This is a genomic window from Ovoidimarina sediminis, assembly GCF_032586175.1.
Classification (GTDB): Bacteria; Pseudomonadota; Alphaproteobacteria; order Rhodobacterales; family Rhodobacteraceae; genus Ovoidimarina; species Ovoidimarina sediminis.
In genome coordinates this window covers 269,876-291,226 of record NZ_JAWHTE010000002.1, presented here as the reverse complement: position 1 = coordinate 291,226, position 21,351 = coordinate 269,876, and the positions used below count along the sequence as shown (strand labels likewise).

The 21,351-nt window shown below is 65.2% G+C and carries 21 protein-coding genes; 8 read left to right on the top strand and 13 right to left on the bottom strand.

The features are described from left to right. Window positions 1-324 precede the first annotated feature (324 nt). The 6 genes from RXV90_RS04365 to RXV90_RS04340 all read right to left on the bottom strand — a co-directional run bounded on the left by RXV90_RS04365 (window position 325) and on the right by RXV90_RS04340 (window position 7,342). Complete coding sequence (locus tag RXV90_RS04365; RefSeq protein WP_316647111.1) at window positions 325-1,983, bottom strand: amidohydrolase; 1,659 nt, start codon at window positions 1,981-1,983, stop codon at window positions 325-327. 82 nt (window positions 1,984-2,065) lie between these two features. After that, complete coding sequence (locus RXV90_RS04360; protein ID WP_316647109.1) at window positions 2,066-3,097, bottom strand: ABC transporter substrate-binding protein; 1,032 nt, start codon at window positions 3,095-3,097, stop codon at window positions 2,066-2,068. Between the two features lie 14 nt (window positions 3,098-3,111). Next, the gene (locus RXV90_RS04355; RefSeq protein WP_316647107.1) at window positions 3,112-3,966 is read right to left on the bottom strand and encodes an ABC transporter permease; all 855 of its coding nucleotides are present in this window, start codon (window positions 3,964-3,966) and stop codon (window positions 3,112-3,114) included. Then, complete coding sequence (locus RXV90_RS04350) at window positions 3,959-4,885, bottom strand: ABC transporter permease (RefSeq protein ID WP_316647106.1); 927 nt, start codon at window positions 4,883-4,885, stop codon at window positions 3,959-3,961. Before RXV90_RS04350 ends, RXV90_RS04355 begins: the two co-directional genes overlap by 8 nt. Next, window positions 4,882-5,985 carry an ABC transporter ATP-binding protein gene (locus RXV90_RS04345; RefSeq protein WP_410482342.1) on the bottom strand — a complete coding sequence of 368 codons (1,104 nt, stop codon included), beginning with the start codon at window positions 5,983-5,985 and terminating at the stop codon, window positions 4,882-4,884. Before RXV90_RS04345 ends, RXV90_RS04350 begins: the two co-directional genes overlap by 4 nt. A gap of 175 nt (window positions 5,986-6,160) precedes the next feature. Beyond that, window positions 6,161-7,342 (bottom strand): acetyl-CoA C-acyltransferase, encoded by a 1,182-nt coding sequence (locus tag RXV90_RS04340; protein ID WP_316647104.1) that lies wholly within the window; start codon window positions 7,340-7,342, stop codon window positions 6,161-6,163. A gap of 165 nt (window positions 7,343-7,507) precedes the next feature. Between RXV90_RS04340 and RXV90_RS04335 the strand changes: the two genes are divergently transcribed. The 7 genes from RXV90_RS04335 to RXV90_RS04305 all read left to right on the top strand — a co-directional run bounded on the left by RXV90_RS04335 (window position 7,508) and on the right by RXV90_RS04305 (window position 14,553). Further along, entirely contained in the window at window positions 7,508-8,212 is a 705-nt protein-coding gene (locus RXV90_RS04335) for a DUF4129 domain-containing protein (protein ID WP_316647103.1), read from the top strand. Then, on the top strand, window positions 8,209-9,498 hold the full coding sequence (locus tag RXV90_RS04330; RefSeq protein WP_316647102.1) for a hypothetical protein: 1,290 nt from the start codon (window positions 8,209-8,211) through the stop codon (window positions 9,496-9,498). The genes RXV90_RS04335 and RXV90_RS04330 overlap by 4 nt, the downstream gene beginning before the upstream one ends. Further along, window positions 9,485-10,441 carry an AAA family ATPase gene (locus RXV90_RS04325; protein ID WP_316647101.1) on the top strand — a complete coding sequence of 319 codons (957 nt, stop codon included), beginning with the start codon at window positions 9,485-9,487 and terminating at the stop codon, window positions 10,439-10,441. Before RXV90_RS04330 ends, RXV90_RS04325 begins: the two co-directional genes overlap by 14 nt. A 92-nt stretch (window positions 10,442-10,533) precedes the next feature. Further along, window positions 10,534-11,721 carry a DUF58 domain-containing protein gene (locus RXV90_RS04320; protein ID WP_316647100.1) on the top strand — a complete coding sequence of 396 codons (1,188 nt, stop codon included), beginning with the start codon at window positions 10,534-10,536 and terminating at the stop codon, window positions 11,719-11,721. Next, window positions 11,721-12,725, top strand: a complete 1,005-nt coding sequence (locus RXV90_RS04315) for a stage II sporulation protein M (RefSeq protein WP_316647099.1) — start codon at window positions 11,721-11,723, stop codon at window positions 12,723-12,725. The genes RXV90_RS04320 and RXV90_RS04315 overlap by 1 nt, the downstream gene beginning before the upstream one ends. After that, window positions 12,722-13,597, top strand: coding sequence for an RDD family protein (locus RXV90_RS04310; RefSeq protein ID WP_316647098.1), 876 nt, complete (start codon window positions 12,722-12,724; stop codon window positions 13,595-13,597). Before RXV90_RS04315 ends, RXV90_RS04310 begins: the two co-directional genes overlap by 4 nt. A 134-nt stretch (window positions 13,598-13,731) precedes the next feature. Continuing rightward, window positions 13,732-14,553 (top strand): hypothetical protein, encoded by an 822-nt coding sequence (locus RXV90_RS04305; RefSeq protein WP_316647097.1) that lies wholly within the window; start codon window positions 13,732-13,734, stop codon window positions 14,551-14,553. A gap of 63 nt (window positions 14,554-14,616) precedes the next feature. On the opposite strand, the gene mgrA is transcribed toward RXV90_RS04305, so the two are convergent. Together mgrA and RXV90_RS04295 are read right to left on the bottom strand one after the other, a co-directional pair. Continuing rightward, entirely contained in the window at window positions 14,617-15,678 is a 1,062-nt protein-coding gene (gene mgrA / locus RXV90_RS04300) for an L-glyceraldehyde 3-phosphate reductase (protein ID WP_316647096.1), read from the bottom strand. 11 nt (window positions 15,679-15,689) lie between these two features. Beyond that, complete coding sequence (locus RXV90_RS04295; RefSeq protein ID WP_316647095.1) at window positions 15,690-16,280, bottom strand: LysE family translocator; 591 nt, start codon at window positions 16,278-16,280, stop codon at window positions 15,690-15,692. 108 nt (window positions 16,281-16,388) lie between these two features. Between RXV90_RS04295 and RXV90_RS04290 the strand changes: the two genes are divergently transcribed. Beyond that, window positions 16,389-17,234 carry an urea carboxylase-associated family protein gene (locus RXV90_RS04290; RefSeq protein ID WP_316647094.1) on the top strand — a complete coding sequence of 282 codons (846 nt, stop codon included), beginning with the start codon at window positions 16,389-16,391 and terminating at the stop codon, window positions 17,232-17,234. A 21-nt stretch (window positions 17,235-17,255) separates the two neighbouring features. Here RXV90_RS04290 and dnaA read toward each other — a convergent pair whose 3' ends face one another. The 5 genes from dnaA to RXV90_RS04265 form a co-directional block, all read right to left on the bottom strand. Next, a complete protein-coding gene (dnaA, locus tag RXV90_RS04285) occupies window positions 17,256-18,623 on the bottom strand; it encodes a chromosomal replication initiator protein DnaA (RefSeq protein WP_316647093.1) in 1,368 nt (455 codons plus the stop codon). Window positions 18,624-18,649: 26 nt separating this feature from the next. Then, window positions 18,650-19,102 carry a rhodanese-like domain-containing protein gene (locus RXV90_RS04280; RefSeq protein WP_316647092.1) on the bottom strand — a complete coding sequence of 151 codons (453 nt, stop codon included), beginning with the start codon at window positions 19,100-19,102 and terminating at the stop codon, window positions 18,650-18,652. A gap of 203 nt (window positions 19,103-19,305) precedes the next feature. Next, window positions 19,306-19,569: a 30S ribosomal protein S20 gene (gene rpsT / locus RXV90_RS04275; protein WP_316647091.1), complete on the bottom strand. Its 264-nt coding sequence runs from the start codon at window positions 19,567-19,569 to the stop codon at window positions 19,306-19,308. Window positions 19,570-19,638: 69 nt separating this feature from the next. Beyond that, complete coding sequence (locus tag RXV90_RS04270; RefSeq protein WP_316647090.1) at window positions 19,639-20,532, bottom strand: homocysteine S-methyltransferase family protein; 894 nt, start codon at window positions 20,530-20,532, stop codon at window positions 19,639-19,641. After that, a complete protein-coding gene (locus tag RXV90_RS04265) occupies window positions 20,529-21,305 on the bottom strand; it encodes an enoyl-CoA hydratase (protein ID WP_316647089.1) in 777 nt (258 codons plus the stop codon). Before RXV90_RS04265 ends, RXV90_RS04270 begins: the two co-directional genes overlap by 4 nt. Between the last annotated feature and the right edge of the window lie 46 nt (window positions 21,306-21,351).

The following is a 21,351-nucleotide window of genomic DNA, read 5'->3' as shown; positions in this document are numbered from 1 at the left end:
GTGGAGGCCCTGACCGGCCTCCGATCACTTCCTTTATCGATGAACGGTCGATCGTCGGGTTGGTTTCTGCTTCGCGGTTCGAAGCGGTCATCCGGCACTTCTATTGAGACACTGTCCCCCGGCAGGCATCCGGTGAAATCTGCAACGATACCGCAACGGTTCAAATGATCTGAAGCGATCTCAACTGATCTCAAACTGAACAAGACAGCGGCTCCTGAACTCAGATCCACCGCCTTTTCGCCTTCTGGAGGCAGGGGCCGGAGGTTCGAATCCTCTCGCTCCGACCAGATTTCAGAACATCATCGGGAACGCTTCCGGGCCCGATCAGAGCCTGCGATACACCGTTTTACCGCCGACGATGGTAGCCGCCACCTCGGCGTCGGGAATCGCCGCATTGGGGATCCTGCCGATGTCGCGGTCGAGGATCGTGAGGTCGGCAAGCTTGCCCGCCGTGAGGCTGCCCTTGATGTCATCCGTCGCCTCGGCCCAGGCGCCGCCGATCGTGCAGCCCGAAAGCGCGGCATCAAGGGTGAAGCGGTGATCGGGCACGTCATCGGCCCAGGCGTCGCGGGTCGTGGCCGCGTGAAGGCCGACGAGGGGGTTCAGATCGGCAACCGGCCAGTCGGAGCCAAGCGCGATGGGGGCACCCGCTTCCACCAGGCGCTGCCAGGCGAAGGCATCCGCCCAGCGCGCCCGCCCGATGTTATCGAGCGTCGGCTGAAGCGGCAGGCCGGCGGTGCCCGGCGCGTGCGGCGGCTGGATCGAGGCGGTGATGCCCAGATCACCGATGCGCGCGAAATCCTCCGGCGCCACGAGTTCGAGGTGTTCGATCCGGTTGCGCATCCCGTGTGCGCCGTTCGCCGCGCCCGAGGCCGCATAGGCATCGATCGTGCGCGAAATCGCGGCATCGCCGATCGCGTGCACGGCGATCGACAGGCCCATGGCGTTGATGCGGGTGGCGAGATCGGCGAAACGATCCGCCTCGAAGCGGCCATGGGAACGGTAGCCGGACTGGCCGGGATAGTCGTTTTTCATGAAGGCGGTGCGGCTGTCGATCACGCCGTCCATGAACATCTTGACGAAACCCGAGGAGAGCCATTCGTCGTTCCAGCGCTCGGCCATTTCGCATGCGGTGTCGAGATCGCCCGCCTCCATCTCGGGCACGAAATGGAAAGGAACGCGGACGCGGGCGATGAGTTCGCCCCGGCGCTTCAGTTCTTCCAGCAGTTCGAGTGTGTAGACGTTGCCATCCATGTTCACGATGCTCGTGACCCCCAGCCGCGCGGCATGGGCGAGGCCCCGGACAAGATGGGCGAGATCGCTTTCGCGTTCGGCGTCCGTGGGCGGCCTGTCGGGTTCGCCGCCGGTTCTGAGGCCGAGCGTCGTGCGCTCCTGCCCCGACAGGCGCATCACCGGTCCGAACGCCTCGGGTTCGAGAAGCGCGCCGGTGGCGAGGCCGTCGTCGCCCATCACCACCTCGTGGCCGGGCGACGTGGCCCGACCGTGAAGGTCGCCCGCGGCCTCGAGCGCGGCGGTGTTGGCCCAGACCGTGTGGTGATCGTGCGCGACAAGGGCGAGCGGCCTGTCCTTCAGGATCTCGTCGAGAAGAAGGCGGGGCGCGCGGTCGCCGAAGACGCCGTAATCGGGGGCCTGTGCGACGACCATCGGGCGGTCGGGATGGGCGGCCGCGAAATCGCGGATCATCTCGCCCATGAGCTTCGCGTCGGCGCAATTGTCGAGTTGCAGGTTTTCAAGCTCGGCCCCGCCGATGAAGAGATGCGCGTGGCTTTCGATGAAGCCGGGCAGAACGCTGCCGCCGCCTGCATCGATGCGGGCGGTGCCGCCGGTGGCCATCGCCTCGATTTCGGCCGTGGTGCCGATGGCGAGGATGCAGCCGTCCGATATCGCAACGGCTTCGGCCACGGGATGCGCGGGATCCATCGTCCGCACCGCACCGTTCACGATGATGGTTTCAGCCGTCATGGCCTGTCTCCTTCGACCGCACGCCTATGTCTGGGAAAGAAGGGGTGCCCGGCGCAGGAGTGCCCCGCGCCGGCCCGGTCTCTTACTGCTTCAGCCGCGTCCAGACGCGGTTGTAGAGGTCGACGACCTCCTGCGGGCAGGGGGTGACGAAATCGGGCGCCGGCGCGCCGGCGGGCATCACGATTTCAGGGGCGCTGAGCATCTCGGGATCCATGAATTCGTCAGATCCTTTGATGCCATTGGCGTAACGGGCGAAGTTCGAGGTCATCGCCGCATTCTCGGGATCCATCATGAAGTTCATGAAGAGCTTTGCGTTTTCGAGGTTCGGCGCGCCCTTCAGAACTGCGACGTTATCCATCCAGCCCGTGAAGCCTTCCTTCGGATAGGCATATTCCAGCGTCGGGCGCTGGGCACGGGCGCGCATGGCGGCCCCGTTCCAGTTCTGCGACAGGTCGACATCGCCCGAGGTCAGTTTTTCGATGGTCGAATAATCCATCGTGCGCCAGTGCTGCTTGGCCTCGAGAAGAAGATCGAGCACTTCGCGCATCTCTTCCTCGTTGCCGTTGCAGCGGGAATAGCCGAGGTAGCGGAGCCCTGCGTTGATCACATCGTTCATGTCGTTGAGCATGTTGATGCGGCCCTTGAGTTCTTCCGGCGGGTCGAACATGAGCGCGAGCGTATTGATGTCGCCGTCATAAACGGCGGTATCGACAGTGAAGGACGTCGTGCCCCACTGGTAGGGGATCGAGTAACTCCGGCCCGGATCCCACCAGACATCGACCCAGTTCGGATCGACATTGCCGAAATTCTCCATCTCGTTCGGCTTCACCTCTTCGAGAAGGCCCTGTTCGATCATCACCTTGATCATGTAGTCGCCCGGCACGACGATATCGTAGCCGGTATTCCCGGCCTGCACCTTGGCGAGCATGGTTTCGTTCGAGTCGTAGCTGTCGAGGTTGACCTCGACGTTATACTCCTGCTCGAACTTCTCGATCATCTCGGGGCTCGTGTAATTGCCCCAGTTGTAGATGTTCAGTTCGCCCTCGGCGGCGGCGGTGCCCGCAATCAGGGCGACGGCCGAGGCCTGCACCAGTATCTTGATGGTCTTACTCATGGTTCCTCTCCTGTTCAGCCGTCTGATTTCTGCATCCTGCGCTGTACGAAAAAGAGCAGGACGACAAGCAGCACCGAGACGCCGACCAGAATGGTCGAGACGGCATTGATCTCGGGCGTGATACCGCGGCGGATGGCGCCGAGGATGTAGATGGGCAGGGTGGTTTCGCCCGGTCCGGCCACCATCAGCGTGATGATGACGTCATCGAGCGAAACGACAAAGGCAAGCATCGCGCCGGCGACGATGCCGGGCACGAGAAGCGGCAGCGTGACATGGCGGAAGGCCTGCCAAGGCGTGGCGTAAAGATCGGCGGCGGCCTGTTCCAGCGTCAGCGTCATATCCTGAAGCCGGGCGCGGATGGGCATGTAGGCGAAGGGGATGCAGAAGGCGGTATGGGCGGCCATGAGATAACCCACGCCGGTGATCCCCGTGACCTGCTTGACGATCGAGAAGAGCGAAAGGGTGGCGATGGCCGTCACGATTTCGGGGATCATGAGCGGCTGGTTGATGATGCCGTAGGCCAGCGCACTGCCCCGGAAGGCCGCGCCGCGGGCGGTGGCGAGGGCCGCCATGGTGGCGGCGATGGTCGACAGGATCGTCGCCACGGCGGCGACCTTCACCGACATCCAGGCTGCGGCGCGAATCCCGTCGTTTTCCATCGCGGCGGCGTACCAGCGCCAGGAAAACTCCGTCCATTTCACGACCGAACGGTTGTCGTTGAAAGAGAAGATCACCAGCACGGTGAGCGGCAGGTAAAGGCAGAAGATGCAAAGCCAGGCCACTGTCTTGAAGCCGGGCATGGCCTTCAGATCGCGCGCCTTGTAGCGGCGGGTAGAGGCGGGCGCTGCGGGGGCCGTCATCTCAGCCATGGGCGCGCGCCTCCCGCCCGGCGGCGCGGGCATAGATCAGAAGCGCAATCACCACGAGCGCCATCAGGATCAGCGCGGCGGCCGATCCGAAGGGCCAGTTCCGGGACGAGCCGAACTGGATCGCGATCATGTTGCCGATCATCAGCTTCTTGCCGCCGCCCAGAAGCTCGGGAGTGATGTAGGCGCCGAGGCCGGGGATGAAGACGAGGATGCAGCCTGCGACGATCCCGGGTTTCGCCAGCGGCACGATGACGTTGCGCAGCACCTGCCAGCGGTTGCCGTAAAGATCGTAGGCCGCCTCGACCAGCCGGAAATCGAGCTTTTCGAGGCTCGCGTAAAGCGGCAGGACCATGAAGGGCAGGTAGGTGTAGATCAGCCCGATGAAGACGGCGGTGTCGGTGTAGAGGATCGACAGAGGCCGGTCGATCAGGCCCACCCCCATCAGCACGATGTTCACGAAGCCTTCGTCGCGGATGATCAGAAGCATCGCGTAGGTGCGGATAAGAAGGTTCGTCCAGAACGGCAGGGTGATGACGAAAAGCCAGAAGTTGCGCTGATCGCGTGGCTTCGTGGCGATGAAATAGGCCGTCGGGAAGCCCAGGAGCAGCGCGCCCAGCGTCGCCCCGAGGGCGAGACCGATCGAGCGCAGGAAGATCGAGATATAGGCATCGTTGAAGGCAAGCGTGCCGTCGAAGATGTCTTCCTCGAAGAGGAACTGCACATAGGCGTCGGCCGAGAACTCCCAGGTCACGCCGCCATAGGTGCCGGGCGTCAGGAAGGAATAGATCACCGTGATGCCAAGCGGCAGGACGCTGATCGCCAGGATCGTGACGATCGCGGGCGCAAGGAGGAACTGCCGTGTCCGGCGTTCGCGCCGGGCCGTGACGGCGCGGGCGTGGAGGAGGCTTTCCTCGCTCACTCGAGCACCCGGGCCTGATCGGGCGGGATCACGGCGCCGATCCGCGCCCCCGGCGTCAGCGACAGGCCGGGTGTCGCGCCCGAGTGCCGGATCACGAACTCCTCGCCCGTGCCGAGGCGCAGGTGCAGATGGCTTGCCGCGCCGAAATAGACGAGGTTTTCAAGCGTGCCCTCGATCGTCGCCGCTTCGCCGCCCACCGCCAATCGCGCCGCTTCGGGGCGGACCGCGACGGCCACCTCGCCGCTGCCCGTCCAGCCCTCAGGCGTCCGGGCTTCGAGCGCGGTGCCGTCCTTCAGCGTCACCTTGGCCCGGTCGCCCGAAGCCGCGCCGATCTGGCCGCTCAGGATGTTGATCTCGCCGATGAAGTCGGCCACGAACCGGTGGGTCGGGGCATCGTAGATCTCGCGCGGGCTGCCGACCTGAAGGATCTGGCCCGAGCGCATGACGGCGATCCTGTCCGACATCGTCAGCGCTTCTTCCTGGTCGTGGGTGACGAAGATGAAGGTGATGCCGGTTTCGGCCTGAAGGCTTTTCAACTCGATCTGCATGTTCTTCCGAAGCTTCAGGTCGAGCGCCGCGAGCGGTTCGTCGAGCAGAAGCACTTTCGGCGCAGGGGCCAGCGCGCGGGCCAGTGCCACGCGCTGTTGCTGCCCACCGGAAAGCTGATCGGTGCGCCTGTCCGCCATCGGCTCCATCTGGACGAGGCGGAGCATGCGGGACACGCGTTCGTCGATTTTCCCGGCTGGTTCGCCGAGCATCCGAAGCCCGAACCCGATATTCTGCGCCACGGTCATATGCGGGAAGAGCGCGTAGGACTGGAACACCGTGTTCACCGGCCGTTCGTTGGGTGGCAGGGCGGTGATGTCCTTTCCGCCCAGAAGGACGGTGCCGCTTGTCGGCAGTTCGAACCCCGCGATGATCCTCAGAAGCGTTGTCTTGCCGCAGCCAGATGGGCCCAGGAGCGTGAAGAATTCGTTCTCGCGGATATCGATATCGACGTCGTCCAGCGCGCGCACGACCGAATTGCCGCTGCCGAATTCCTTGACAACGGACCGTGCGCTAACCGCTACGCTGGCACTGCGGCCATCGTTACTGGTCAGTTTGTATCCCCCGGACTATGCGCTCTGAGGCGCCCATCTTCATGGAAATGTTAGATCGTTCCGACAGCGCAAGGAAAGCCCATTCTCAAATATGATGCTTCACGGGCGCCAGCCTGCCCCGGCAAGGCGCGGCACAGCGGGGAAACCGCATGTTGTTTCAGCAGTTTCGGTCCCGCTACATTCGCTCGATCAGAAGCGCCGTGCCTTCGCCGCCGCCGATGCAGATCCCGGCCATGCCGAGCGTCGCGTCGCGGCGCTCGAGCGCGTTGAGAAGCGTCACCACGATGCGCGCGCCTGAGGCCCCGATCGGGTGGCCCAGCGCACAGGCCCCGCCCATCACGTTCAGCCGGTCGTGCGCCATGCCGATCTCTGCCATGGCCGCCATGGGGACGACGGCAAAGGCCTCGTTCACTTCCCAGAGGTCGATATCGCCGACGGAAACGCCCGCCTTCTGCATCAGCCGGTTCATCGCGGGCACCGGGGCGGTGGTGAACCAGCCCGGCGCCTGGGCGTGGCTTTCGTGGCCGAGGATGCGGGCGCGGGGCGTGAGGCCGCGGGCCTTCGCCGTACTCTCGCGCATCAGGACAAGGGCCGCCGCCCCGTCGGAGATCGACGAGGAGTTGGCGGCAGTCACCGTGCCGCCCTCACGAAAAGCCGGTTTCAGATGCGGGATCTTCTCGGGGCGGGCGTTGCCGGGCTGTTCGTCTTCGGCCACCTCAGCTTCGCCCGCCCGGCTTCGCACCGTGACGGGCGTGATCTCGGCGGCGAAGGCGCCGGAGGATATCGCGCGCCGGGACCGATCGAGAGAGGCCAGCGCGTAGCTGTCCTGATCTTCGCGGGTGAACTGATATTTCTCGGCGCAATCCTCGGCGAAGGTGCCCATGAGGCGGCCTTTGTCATAGGCATCCTCAAGCCCGTCGAGGAACATGTGATCGATCACCTGCCCGTGGCCCAGGCGCGCGCCACCCCGCATTTTGGGCAGGAGGTATGGGGCATTCGTCATGCTTTCCATCCCGCCCGCCACGACGATTTCGCCATTGCCGAGCGCCAGCTGATCGTGGGCCATCATCGCGGCCTTCATGCCGGAGCCGCACATCTTGTTGAGCGTCGTGGCGGGCACACCTTCCGGCAGACCCGCGCCGAACCCTGCCTGCCGCGCCGGGGCCTGTCCCTGACCGGCGGGCAGGACACAGCCCATCAGAAGCTCGTCCACCTCGTCGGGCGCGACGCGCGCGTTTTCGAGCGCGCCCGAGATCGCGGCTGCCCCGAGTTCGGGCGCTGAGAGCCCGGCAAACACGCCCTGAAGCCCGCCCATGGCGGTGCGTGCGGCGCCAACGATCACGACGGGGTCGGACATGGTTTCTCTCCGGTGGTCAATGGGTGGGTCAGGGGCGAGAGTGTCGCCTCGGACGCGCTTCCGCAAGGCGGGATGGAGCAGGAATGCAGCGGTTCTGCAAAAACTCTGCCCTCCGGCGACACGCGGCGTTGATCGGCGGGGGCGCCGCGCCTAGCGTCGCGCGCAATGATAAAGAGCAGACTGGCCCTCGTTTTCGTGCTCTGCCTGGCGGCGCCGCCCCTCGCGGCACAGTCCGATCGTGCGCGCCCGCTCGATGTCGAGATGGAACCGGCGGGCGCGGCCTACCTGGAAACGGTGCGCTGGCGCTGGCTGCAACCCGAGATCACCTATTTCGATCCCGACCGCCCTGCGCCGGAGCTGACCGTCACCCCAAGACTGCCGCCCGAAAATACAGAGCGCGGCGACCCGAGGGAAATCGACTGGACGACTGTCATGATCATCGTGGCAATCCTTCTGGCGATCCTGGCGCTGACCATGAAGTTCGGGTCGATCAGCGTGATCGGGCTGAGGCGCGAGGATGGCGAAGCGACGGTTACACCCGGGCAGAGCGACGGGCGGCCCATGGGCGACGACCGCATCGAGGCGCTGGAGGCGATCCGCGCGATTGCCGACAGGGGCGAGGCGCTGAACCGCCTGCTCGCCGCGGCGCTGTCGCTTGCGGCGCGGGCGGCGGGCCTTCGGCTAGACCCGAGCTGGACGGTGCGGGACGCGATGCGCCGCATCCCGGCGTCGTGGCCGTTCCGATCGCAGCTTTCGCAACTGGCCCGCGATGCCGAGCTTGCCCATTTCGGCGGGCGCCCCATCAGCGAAGATCAGCTTGAACGCCACCTTCAGGCGATGGTGCCGGTCTTCCGGGAGGCCGGCGCATGAGCGGGCGCGACAGCACCAATATGCTGATCGGCGGGGCGATCGTTCTGGCGCTCGTGGGGATCGGGATGCTGATCCGGTCGTCAGAACGCGATCTCATCCAGTCGGCCACAGGGTTCGAGGGCCTGCGTTATCAGCTTCTGGCAAGCGGGGTGCCGGCACGGACGTTCCGGGGCGGCTATCCGCTGGATCCATCCGAGATCGGGCTGAGGGTGCTGCCCCTTTATGATCTGGAGCCAGGCACCTACCGCGCGCCGCCGCAAACCCGGGATGCGCTTCTGAAGCAGGAAGACGAGCGCAATACCGACTGGCAGATCGTCGCTCGCAAGGCGGAAACCATTCCGACCGTGATCGTGCTGCCGAAGTGGCAGTCGAGCGTGCGGCTTTCGGGCACCGCGCATTCCGATTTCCTGAACACGCCGCTTCGGGCCGAGCTTCTGTTGCAGAGGATGCTGGGCAAAGAGGCGCGGCTGCGCACCGATCAGGGGGGATTCGTTACGATCCCGAGCGACTACGGCACTGCCGAAATCTATTTGCCGCGCAGTTTCACCGCGCCGGGCTGTACCCCGCTGATCGAAGCACCCGCACCCCGCGTCGGGCCGGGGCCCGCGATGATCGCAGGCCGTTGCACCGTGACGCTTGGGGATGAAAGCGACTGGCAGGCCGAGGCGATCGTGGTCTCCGACCCCGATCTTCTGAACACCCACGGACTGAGGCTGGGCGGGACGGCAGAGGTGGCGGCGGGGCTTCTGAAGGACCTGAGCGGGGGCCAGGACATCCTGATCGACTATTCCGAGGGGTTCTGGACCCGCAGCGGCGACACGGCAGAGGCCACGCCGCGCACGTGGTCGGATTTCCTCGCGCTGTTCGGGCGGCCCTTCGCGGTGCTCTGGCTCGGGCTGGTGATTGCGGCGGTGCTGTCGCTCTGGCGTGCGGGCGTGCGGTTCGGCCCGCCGATCAGGCCGTTCCGCGACGGGCCTGGCGCGGCGCGCAGCGTGTCGGTCGAGGCGCAGGCACGGCTTCTGAGGCTGACGGGCGACACGCCGGCCCTTCTGAGGGCCTATGCGGATGCGCGGCTTCTCAGGCTGGCGGAGCGGGTGTTCGGGCTGAAGGCGGGCGCGTCGGAACGGGCGCTTTGGGCCTTCCTCGAACGGCAGAAACCCGAGGCGGCGCGGGACTTGCGCGCCAGTGCCGCGGCCTTGCGAAGCGGATCGGGCGCAGGCGCCGCCGCGGAACGGATTGAACGATTTGAACGAGATATCGAGCAGGTGACCCATGACGTTAGATGACCTGAAACAGATGGCCGAGACGGTGCGCGGCGAAATCGGCAAGACCGTGCACGGCCAGGCGCACCTGATCGATCACCTGATGATCGCGCTTTTCGCACGGGGGCACGTACTTCTCGAAGGGCCACCCGGCACAGCGAAAACGCTTCTGGCGCGCACGCTGGCGGGGACGCTCGACCTTGATTTCGGGCGAATCCAGTTCACGCCCGATCTGATGCCGGGGGATGTGCTGGGCACGTCGCTCTTCGACTTTCAGACCAACGAATTCCGGCTGACCAAGGGGCCGGTCTTCTGCGACGTGTTGCTTGCCGACGAGATCAACCGCGCGCCGCCGAAATCGCAGGCCGCGCTTCTGCAGGCGATGAACGAGGGCGTGGTGACGATCGACGGGACGGACAATTCGCTTGGCCCCGATTTCTTCGTCATCGCGACGCAGAACCCGATCGAGCAGCAGGGCACCTATCCCCTGCCCGAGGCGCAGCTTGACCGGTTCCTGTTCAAACTGGTGGTGGATTTCCCGTCGCTCGAGGAAGAGCTTGAGATCCTCAGGCGGCACACGGCGGAACCCCTGGGCTTCACCCAGCGCGCCAACGCCGCCCAGACGGTGCTGAGCCGCGCGGGGCTGGCGGAGGCGCGGGCGCTGATCGACACGATCCGGCTGAGCGACGATATCGTCGAATACATCTTGAAACTTGTGCGCGCGACGCGGGAGGCGGCGGATATCGCGCATGGCGCCTCGACCCGCGCGGCGGATGCGCTGGCCGGTGCGGTGCGGGCGGCCGCGGCGCTCGACGGGCGCGACTACGCGATCCCCGACGATGTGAAGCAGCTCTTCACGCCCGCGATGCGGCACCGCGTCGTCCTTGGCCCGACGGCGGAGATCGAGGGGCGCGATCCGGCGGACGTTCTGGAAAACATCCTGAACTTGGTGGAGGCCCCGCGCTGATCCGTCCCGCCCCCCGCCTGCTCTGGCTGACCGCCGGGGCGCTGGCGCTGACCGCGCTGGCCATCGCGCTGGACATCCCGCGGCAGGGCCCGGTGTTCCTGTGGCTGATGCTGGGCATCGCGGCGGTGGTGGATCTCGTCCTGGCGCTTCGCGTACGCCCCAATGTGCGGATCGACGCGCCGGCGGAGGTTTTCGTGGGGCAGACCGCGGCCCTGACGATCGAATGCAATCGCGAACTTCAGGGCGTGGAGGTCGCCGTCGACTGGCCCGGGGGGCTGACGCCGGAGCCGCGCGAGGCGGGCATGGACGGCGCCTTCCTCAGCGTGCCGTTCCGGGGCGTGCGCCGGGGGATGTGGGAGATCGGGGCGATCTGGCTGACCTGGCCCAGCCGGTTCGCCCTGTTCGAACTGGTACCGAGCGTCACGCCGGAACTGAGCGTGGCTGTCGTTCCCGATATCCGCCCCGTTCAGAGCGGCGAGATCACCGTGCGGGTGAAATCCGAGCTTTACGGCGTGAAGGAGAATGCCCTGATCGGCGAGGGATCGGAGTTTCACCAGCTTCGGGATTTCGTGCCGGGGATGGATATCCGTTCCATCGACTGGAAGCGCAGCGCGCGGCACCGATCGCTCGTGGCGAAGGATATGCGCGCCGAACGCAACCACCATGTCGTCGTCTGCGTCGATTGCGGGCGGCTGATGCGGGAAGAGATCGGCGGGTTGCCGAAACTCGACCATGCGATCAACGCCGCGCTGGCGCTGGCCTGGGCCTCGGCGGTGGGCGGCGACCTGACGGGGTTCTTCGCCTATGACGCGCGGCCCCGGATCTACGCGCCGCCCGAACCGGGGCGGCTGGCCTTCGCGCGCATCCGGTCGCTCAGCGCCGAAATCGACTATGCGGGCGCGGAGGCGAACCACACGCTGGCCTTCGCCGAACTGAACGCCCGCTCGCCCAGGCGCAGCCTTCTCGTCGTCTTTTCGGATTTCGTGGATACGACGACGGCGGAACTTCTGGTAGAGAATCTGGGCGTTCTGGCGCGGCGGCACGCGATCCTCTTCGTTGCGATCCGTGATCCGGACGAGGCGAAGGTCGGGGCGGGGGCAGCCGTTGGCCTCGACGACGTGGCCCGCGCCGTGGTCCGCGCCGATGCGCTGGCGGAACGGCGGCGGGTGCTTGAAGCGCTGAACCGGCTTGGGATCACCGTGCTCGACTGTGCGCCGGGGACGGTGACGACGCGGGTGATCTCCGCCTATCTCGACCTCAAGCTCAGGGAGGTGATCTGATGGATCCGGTGAGCGCCGCGGCGATCCGATCCGTTCGCTTCCGGCGGGAGCGCGAGGCGGATTGGCGGCAACTTGAGATGCTGGTGCGGAAATCCGAGCAGAAGGGCGTGCGTTCGCTGGGCTGGACCGAGGCGCAGCGGATGGCGCGGCTTTATCAGCAGGCGGCGAATTCGCTGTCGGTGGCGCGCGAGATTTCCCTCGACAAGAACCTTCTGGAATACCTCGATGCGCTGGTGGCACGGGCCTATCTTGCCGTCTATGCGCCGCAGGCGACGGTGGGCGGCGTGGTGCAGAAATTCCTGGCATCGGGCGCGCCGCAGGCGTTCCGCGCCTCGCTTCTTCACATCGTGCTGGCGGTCTTCTGCATGCTTCTGGGCGTTGCGATCGGCTATGGCCTCTATGTGCAGGATCAAAGCTGGTATCACGTCTTCGTCCCGCCGGAACTGGCCGGCGGACGGGGGCCCGGCGCCTCGACAGAGACCCTGCGCGAAGGGATCTATGGCGATCACGACAGCGGCGGGTTCCTGGGCTTTGCAAGCTTCCTCTTTTCCCACAACACCCGGATCGCGATTTTCGTGTTCGGGCTGGGCGCGTTCCTCTGCCTGCCCACGGTGCTTCTGACCGTCTATAACGGCGCGTTGCTGGGGGCCTTCCTGGCGCTTCACGTCGATCGGGGGCTGGGCTGGGATATCGGCGGTTGGCTGTCGATCCACGGGGTGACCGAGATCGGGGCGATCTGTATCGCCGCCGCGGGGGGCCTCAGGCTTGGCTCAGCGGTGCTGTTTCCGGGCCAGATGACCCGGCGCGATGCGCTGCGCCACCAGGGGCGCGATGCGGTGAAACTGGCGCTGATCGCCGCGCTGATGCTGTTCGCCGCCGCGATTCTCGAAGGGTTCGCGCGGCAGACGGTGCAGGACATGACGCTGCGCTACACCATCGGCTGGGGGATCGGGGCGCTGTGGCTGTTGTGGCTTCTGGGCGTTGGCCGGGGGGCGCGGACGTGATCGGGAACGTCATGGAAGTGACGCCGCCCGAAGGCGTGCCGATCCGGTTCGAGGTGGCGAGCCTCGGCGCACGGCTGGGTGCGCAGCTTCTCGATCTCGTGCTGACGCTTCTGGCGATCGGGGCGCTTGTGCTTCTTCTGGCCCAGCTTTTCACCTTCGGCTGGTGGCTTGTGGGCTTTGCCTCGCTGGCCTTTTTCTTCGTGCGGATCCCGTATTACACGATCACCGAACTGATCTGGAACGGCGCGACGCTGGGCAAGCGGATGCTCGGGCTTCAGGTGATCAGCGCGGAGGGGCGGACGCTGAGCGTCTATGCCGTCGTCGCGCGGAACCTGACGAAGGAGGCGGAGGTGTTTCTGCCGATCCTTTTCCTGCTGGTGAACGTGCAGCAGGATCCGGTGTCGGCCATCGTTTCGGGCCTTGTGACACTGATCGCGCTGATCGTGCCGATGACGAACCGGAAGCGGCAGCGGATCGGCGACATTCTCGCCGGCACCGTGGTGATCCGGAAGCCCGTGGCGATCCTCCTTCCCGATGCCGCGACGGCGCCGGTGGAGTTGGAAAGCCAGAGCTTCAGCTTCCAGACCCACCAGCTTGACCATTACGGGGCGTTCGAGCTTCAGACGCTTGAGGCGATACTGCGCAAGATCGAACGGCCAGAGGCGAAATCGGCGACATTGGTGCGTGAAATCACATCTATCGTCGAGGCGATCCGGCTCAAGATCGGCTATGCCGAAGCGGTGAACCCCGAGGATCACGGGCGCTTCCTGTCGGATTTCTATCGCGCCCAGCGCCGCCACCTGGAGGCGCGGCAGCTGTTCGGTGACCGCCGGAGCGACAAGTACCACGCCACGGCGGATGAGAGCGAGTAAGTGTTGTATGAAGGCAACTCCGGCTGTCCCGAGCCAGTTCTGCGCCTGACCGTGCGCATTCTGGCCGCATTTCGGCGATCACCCTGCCCGCGCGCGGGGTGCGCACTGCAATCGGGAACCGGAAGGACAAGGTTATGGCAGATATGACAGCAGATTACGCCGGTGCGGGCGAAAGCCTGGGCGTCGGGAAAATCATCGGGGATACGTTCGGTATATTCTTCAAGCGGATCGTTCAGATCATTTCACTGGGGTTCATCATCACCTTTGCGACGATGGCCCTTTCGGGGCTGATCGTCGGGTTCGACATGGTGGCCGGCTCGGGCGATCCCCTGGCGGGCCCCGAGGTCGTCGGCGCGATGGACGTGGTGGGCATCTTCCTGATGCTGCTGCTTCAGTTCGCCGGCTACGGCCTTCTGATCGGGGCCATGGTGCTTCTGGCCTATGACGCCAAGCTTGGCCGCAGCGCGCGGACCGGCACCTATATCAAGGCAGCCCTCAGCAACATCATCCCGATTTCGATCCTGACGCTGATCGTCACGGTTATCGCGATGATCGGCTTCTTCCTCTTCGTGATCCCGGGCCTCTGGATCTACGCGATGCTGAGCGTCTTCGTGCCCGCGATCGTCGTCGAGCGTGCCGGGTTCAAGGCGCTGGGCCGCAGCCGCTCGCTGACGAAGGATTACCGCTGGCCGATCGTCGGCCTGATGATCGTGCTTGGCCTGATCATGTTCGTGCTTTCGCTGGCGCTGGTTCTGATCATCGGCCTGCCGATCGGCCTTCTGTTCGCCGCGGGCGGTGACGGGACGATGGGCATCCTGGCCTCGCTGATCACCCAGGCGCTGGCCTCGGGCATCAGCTATGGCCTTGCCGCCATTCCGATCGCCCTGATCTATGCGCGCCTGCGCGAGATCAAGGAAGGGGTGAGCGTCGACTCGATGGCCGACGTCTTCAAGTAGGATATCCCCCGGAACAAAGACGGGCGCGCCTGACCGGCGCGCCCGTTGTCGTTTCGGCGGGCCTCAGACCTCTTCGGAAGACTGGGCCCAGAGGTTTAGGCCGGCATCCTCGGCAATCTCCTCGATGGCCGCGAGTTCGTCGTCGGTGAAGTCGAGCTTCGCCACCGCGCCCGCGCATTCCGCGATCTGCTCGGGTTTCGACGCGCCGATCAGGGCCGTCGTGACGCGCCCGCCGCGCAGAACCCAGGCCAGCGCCATCTGCGCGAGGCTTTGCCCCCGCGCCGCGGCGATATCGTTCAGCGCGTTCAGCTTCGCGACCATGTCATCCGTGATCTGGCCTGCATCCAGCGTCTTGCCCTGCGCCGCGCGGCTGTCTTCGGGGATGCCTTGCAGGTATTTCGTTGTCAGAAGACCCTGGGCGAGCGGGGTGAAGGCGATGGAGCCGATGCCGTGGGTGTCGAGCGTATCGAGAAGCCCGTCACGCTCCACCCAGCGGTTGAACATGTTGTAACTCGGCTGGTGGATCACGCAGGGCGTGCCGAGATCCTTCAGGATCGCCACCGCCTCTTCCGTGCGCTGGCTGTTGTACGACGAAATCCCCGCATAGATCGCGCGGCCCGAGCGGACGATGTAATCAAGCGCGCCCATCGTTTCCTCGAGCGGCGTGTCGGGATCGAAGCGGTGGGAATAGAAGATATCGACGTAGTCGAGCCCCATGCGCCTGAGCGACTGGTCGCAGGAGGTGACGAGCGACTTGCGGCTTCCCCATTCGCCATAGGGCCCGGGCCACATGCGGTAGCCTGCCTTGGAGGAGATCACCAACTCATCGCGGTAACCCGCGAAATCGGTTTTCAGGATCTCGCCGAAGGCCTGTTCCGCGCTGCCCGGCGGGGGGCCGTAATTGTTGGCGAGGTCGAAATGGGTGATGCCGTTGTCGAAGGCCGTCTGGCACAGGCTGCGCTTCAGCTCATGCGGCGTGTCACCCCCGAAATTGTGCCACAGCCCGAGCGAGATCGCGGGCAACAAAAGGCCAGAGCGGCCGCAGCGGCGGTAGGCCATGCGATCGTAACGGTCCTGCGCGGGGCGGTAGGGGGCGGGAAAGGTGCGTTCGGGTCGTTTGGCCAAGGGGGCCTCCTTCAGATCTGCGCCAGGGCGGCGAGCGCCACCACGGCAAGCATCGACAGCGCCATGGCGATGTTGATCGCGCGCTGGGTGCGGGGGGCGAGGTTAAGCTGGTGCAACGCGACACCGGCCCAGAGCCAGCCTAGGTGAATGGGAAGCCAGATCGCGTTCATGATCAGGAACTTGAGCGTGATCTCGGCAGAAAAGCTCATCTCCGCCAACGGGAAACCGGTGAAGAAGGTGGTGTTCACCGCATAGGCCTTGGGGTTGATCGTCTGCAGGAGGATGCCGCCCATCACGCCCGGCGCCGTGGCACGGTGGATGAAGGCGATCTTCGCGCCCGCGAAGGCGATGCGGAAAGCGAGGTAGGCAAGATAGGCCGCCGAGGCCCAGAGAAGGATCGTGCGGATCCTGTCATCGGCGAAAAGGATCGCCGCAAGACCGCTGACGACGGCGAGCGCCACGAGATTGGTGCCGATCATCAGCCCCAAGACATACTTGAGCCCGGGCCGGAACCCATAGGCCGAGCCAACACCGGCGGTCGACAGAACCCCGGGGCCCGGCGTGATGATCAGAAAGAACACGGCGGCGGCGAAGGCGAGCATGGGCATCGGCTACCCGCCCGAACGCGGCGGTGCAAGCGGGTTTCGGGCTGGACGTTTCCGCGCGGGGCCGACAGGCTCAATCCCGGAGGATCCCGGGGGAGACGAACCATGCCAGACAGTCCAGCCGATGCCGAGGCCCGCCGCGCCGTCGCGCCGGTGATCTGCTATCCGACCGACACGCTGCCGCCCGCGAACCTGCCGCTTTACCGCGCGGCGCGGGCAGAGGCGCGGAAGGCGTGTGAGGTGACGGTGCCGCCCCGCGACGGGCGGACCTTCCGGGTGCCGGCGGGTGGGTTTTTCCGCATCACCTCGGTCGACGGGCCGCAGGTGGGGGACCTGAACCTCTGGAACGCGCTGGATCTGGGGGAGCGGTTCTTTTCGGGCAAGACACGCGCTCTGCACGGCACGCATGTGTCGGTGGGCGACAGGCTCTGGTCGTCGCTTCCGCATCTGAAACCGATGGCGACGATCACCGAAGACACGCTGGGCTGGTACGGGATCGATGCCTATGGGGGCGGGGTGCACGATGTGATCGGCACGCGGTGCGATCCCTATACCCACCGGCTTCTGGCGGAGGACGATTATCACCGCTGCTGCCATTCGAACCTGTCGCGGGCCCTGGCGGCGGAGACGGGCCTGCCGGTTCAGGAGGCGGAGATGCATGTGCACGACGTGCTGAACGTCTTCATGTGCACCGGGTTCACGCGCGACACCGGGCAGTACTTCATGAAGGCAAGCCCCGTGCGGCCCGGGGATTTCATAGAATTCTTCGCCGAGATGGAGCTTGTCGGCGCGCTGTCGGCCTGCCCCGGCGGGGATTGCAGCACGACGCATTCAAGCGATGCGGCGGCGTGTTATCCGCTGTTGGTTGAGGTGTTCGAAACACCGGCGGAGGCCCTTCGGGCCTGGGAGGCGCCGGGGGCCAACCCCTATGACCGGTCTCACGGCATGTAAGACCGGCCCGGGCCAGGACGGCTAGCCTTCGAGAGACCGGCGGAGAAGTTCGAGATCCTCGGCGATCTGGCTGTCCTTGTCCTTCAACTCGTCGATCCGGCGGACACCGTGCATCACCGTCGTATGGTCGCGCCCGCCGAAGCGGCGGCCGATCTCAGGCAGCGACCGCGACGTCAGCTGCTTCGACAGATACATCGCGATCTGGCGGGGCCGGGCGAATGTGCGCACGCGCTTCGGCCCGATCAGATCCGACAGGCGGATGTTGTAGTGGTCGGACACCTTGCGCTGGATCTCTTCGACCGTGATCTTGCGCTCTGACGCGCGGAGCACGTCGGCCAGGCAATCCTGCGTCAGTTCAAGCGTGATCTCGCGCCCGACGAGCGAGCCGAAGGCGAAGAGCCGCATCAGCGCCCCTTCAAGGACGCGCACGTTCGACGAGATGCGGTGGGCAAGAAATTCGAGCACACCCTCGGAGATTTCGAGATCGCGGAACTGTTCGGAATACTGTTCCACCTTCTGCTGCAGGATGCCGAGGCGGAGTTCGTAGTTCGTGGGGTGCAGATCGACGACGAGGCCCGATTGCATCCGGCTGACGATGCGATCCTCGATCCCCATGATCTCGGTCGGCGCGCGGTCGGCCGAGAGAATGATCTGCTTGTTCTGATCGACGAGCGCGTTGAAGGTGTGGAAGAATTCCTCCTGCGTCGCATCCTTGCCGGCGATGAACTGAACGTCATCGACCATCAGAACGTCGACCGAGCGGAAGAGCTGCTTGAAGCCGATCATCTCTTTTTCGCGCAGGGCCTGCACGAAACGGTACATGAACTGTTCCGCCGAAAGGTAAACAACGCGCAACTCGGGGCTGGATGTCTTCAGCTCCCAGGCGATGGCGTGCATCAGGTGCGTCTTGCCCAGGCCCACGCCGCCATAAAGGAACAGCGGGTTGAAGGTGACCGGGCCGCCCTGGCCCACGCGTTTCGCGGCGGCGTGGGCGAGTTCGTTGGGCTTGCCCACGACGAAGCTTGAGAAGGTGAAGCGCGCATCAAGCGGGGCGCCGGGCAGATCGTCGATCTCGGCGGGTGCGGCGGCTTTCGCCTTGGCGGGCGCGGCCTTGCCGTTCGCCATGCGATGGGCCTTGCCGTTGACCGTCTTCGGCACGGTGAATTCGATCCGCTTGACCGCCTCTCCGTTACCCTTGAGCGTCTTCAGGATCTGGTCGCCGAAATTCTGCGACACCCAGGACCCCATGAACTGGGTGGGGACGACAAAGCGTGCGACGCCATCCTTGAGTTCCGAGAACTCGAGCGGTTCGATCCAGTTTACGTAGTTGTTTCTGCCGACCTGCCCGATAAGATTTTCACGGATTTCCCCCCAGGTTTCGTTTGTCATTCTGTCCCGACCCGCACTTCATTTCGTTATGACTGGCGCCATGCCAGCCCCCGGGCCTTCCAACCATTGAGGCCGCCCCGGTGCCCTGCCGCATCAAGATCGCCCTCGAATCCTTCGGCCACGTTGATGCACGGCACCGGCTCACCCGTACGCGACAGGTGATCGGCGACGGCCATCGCGGCCCCCATGGATCGCGCGCCGGAACGGCAGATGAAAAGATAGTGGGAGGGTTTGGCAGCCCCCAGTTTCTCTTCCATCTCCGCGACGAAGCGCGGGTTTATGGACATGTCGGGAAACCGGGCCCATTCCACGAAGACCGTGGACCTGCCCAATTCCGCCAGGTCAGGAACGCCGACAAAACCCCATTCTGCCCGCGTTCTGACATCGACGAGAACGGCTTCGGGATTGTCGCCCAGTAGCTCGTACGCTTCGGTTGGTGACAGCTCTCCAACCAGCGCTTGAGCGCCGTCCTTTGTCATCCATGTCCCCCCAAGACGATATGAATCGCTGCAAGAAACTAGACCGCTGGAAGCGGCTCAGGCAACCGATCTTCAACCTTGACTCGCACTTTGGTTTTGCGAATCCGCGGGGCCGGATTCGGGCGGTCGGCCAAGTGCCTTTGCCGGAACGAAAAAGGGCGCACCAGACGGTGCGCCCCATTCAAACCGGTGTGTCTTTACGGTCAGCCGATGGCCTTCACGCGGCTCGACAGACGCGACACTTTCCGCGCAGCGGTGTTCTTGTGATAGACGCCCTTCGTCACGCCCCGCATGATTTCGGGCTGGGCGGCGCGAAGAGCCTCGGTCGCTGCGTCCTTGTCGCCGGAGGCAATCGCCTCTTCGACCTTGCGGAGGAAGGTGCGGATGCGCGAGCGGCGCGCCTTGTTCACGGCGTAGCGGCGTTCGTTCTGACGAGCGCGCTTTTTGGACTGAGGCGAATTGGCCATGCGTACGGATTCCCACGTTCGGGTGATTTGAAACTGAAGCCGCGCTTCTAGGCGCGAGTCGGGCGACTGTCAACCGGGGTTTTGGCCGGATTTCAGACGGCGGGACAGCTCTGCAATATGGGCGGGCCCGACCTCGCAGCAGCCGCCGACGATGGTGGCCCCGAGGCGCACCCAGTCTTCGGCGAAATCGGCATAGACCGCAGGGGTCAGATCGCGGCGCGCCTCGAGCACATCGGTGGTGGCGCCGGGAACGAAATAGGGCTGCGCGATCTCTGTAAACCCGTTCGCATACCCCCCGAGGGAAAGATCGGCGCCCTGAAGCGCGGTGAGCGCCTGCGTCACCGCCTCGGGGAAGGAGCAGTTGATCAGAAGCGCCTCTACGCCTCTGCCGCGGATCTCGTCGAGCATCGCCTCAACCGGTTCGCCGGAGCGAAGCTTGCCGCCGTCGGTATCGTCGACGGTGATGGCGAGCCAGACCGGCCGGTCATGCCCTTCAAGCCCGTCGATCGTGGCGCGGGCCCGCGCGACCGAAGGCACGGATTCTGCAAGGAAGAGATCGACATGCGGGGCCTGGAGGCGCGCGATCTCGGCATAGAGCGCAGCCGCCTTTTCGCGGGGCGGGCCGGCATCGCCGACATACGTGCGGTCGAGAGGCCCGAAGGATCCCGCGACGCGGCCCGACCCATGCGCCTCACAAGCCTCGCGCGCCATGCGGCAGGCCAGAAGGTGCAGCTCGGCAAACTGGTCGTCGATGCCGAAACGGACCAGCCGATCATGGTGAATGGCATAGGTGTTGGCCGTCGCGATCTCGGCCCCTGCCACGAAATACTCGTCGTGGATCTCGCGCACGAGGTGCGGCGCATCGATCATCACCTGGGTGGCCCAGAGCTGGGTGTTCGGGTTCTCGGTGCGCGAGACGAGCTCCTGCCCCATCCCGCCATCGAGAATCGTGATCCCGGTCATTTGTCGCGGAACTGTGCTTCGCGCTTGTCGAGGAAGGCTTGCATACCTTCCTTCTGGTCCTCGGTCGCGAAGAGGGAATGGAACAGGCGGCGTTCGAACAGAAGGCCCTCGGCCAGCGAGGTCTCGTAGCTGCGGTTCACCGCTTCCTTGACGGCGCTGGCGGTCAGCGTCGATTTCTCGGCAACCTTCGCGGCGGCGGCCATCGCTTCCTCGATCAGTTTCTTGGCCGGAACGACGCGGCTTACAAGGCCCGCGCGCTCGGCCTCCTCGGCATCCATGAAGCGCCCGGTGAGGTGCATCTCCATGGATTTCGACTTGCCGACGAAGCGGGTCAGGCGCTGGCTGCCGCCAAGGCCCGCCATGACGCCGAGGTTGATCTCGGGCTGGCCGAATTTCGCGGTATCGGCGGCGATGATGAAATCGCAGATCATCGCAAGCTCGCAGCCGCCGCCGAGCGCATAGCCCGCGACAGCGGCGATCACCGGCTTGCGGCAGTTTTCGAGCGCTTCGAGTTCGCGGCCGAAAAGATCGGAGGTGTAGACATCAACGAAGGATTTCTCGGCCATTTCCGCGATGTCGGCCCCGGCGGCAAAGGCCTTTTCCGATCCGGTGATGACGAGGCAGCGGATCTTCTCGTTTTCGTCGGCCTCGCGGACGGCCTGGTTCAATTCGCCCAGAAGCTCGCTCGAGAGCGCGTTCAGCGCATCGGGGCGGTTCAGCTTGATGAGGGCGACGTGGTCTTCGGCGTCTACGATGATGGTCTTGTAGGCCATGGTGTCCTTCGCGGGTCGCTTCCGGTCAGGAGCACAGGCTTAGCAG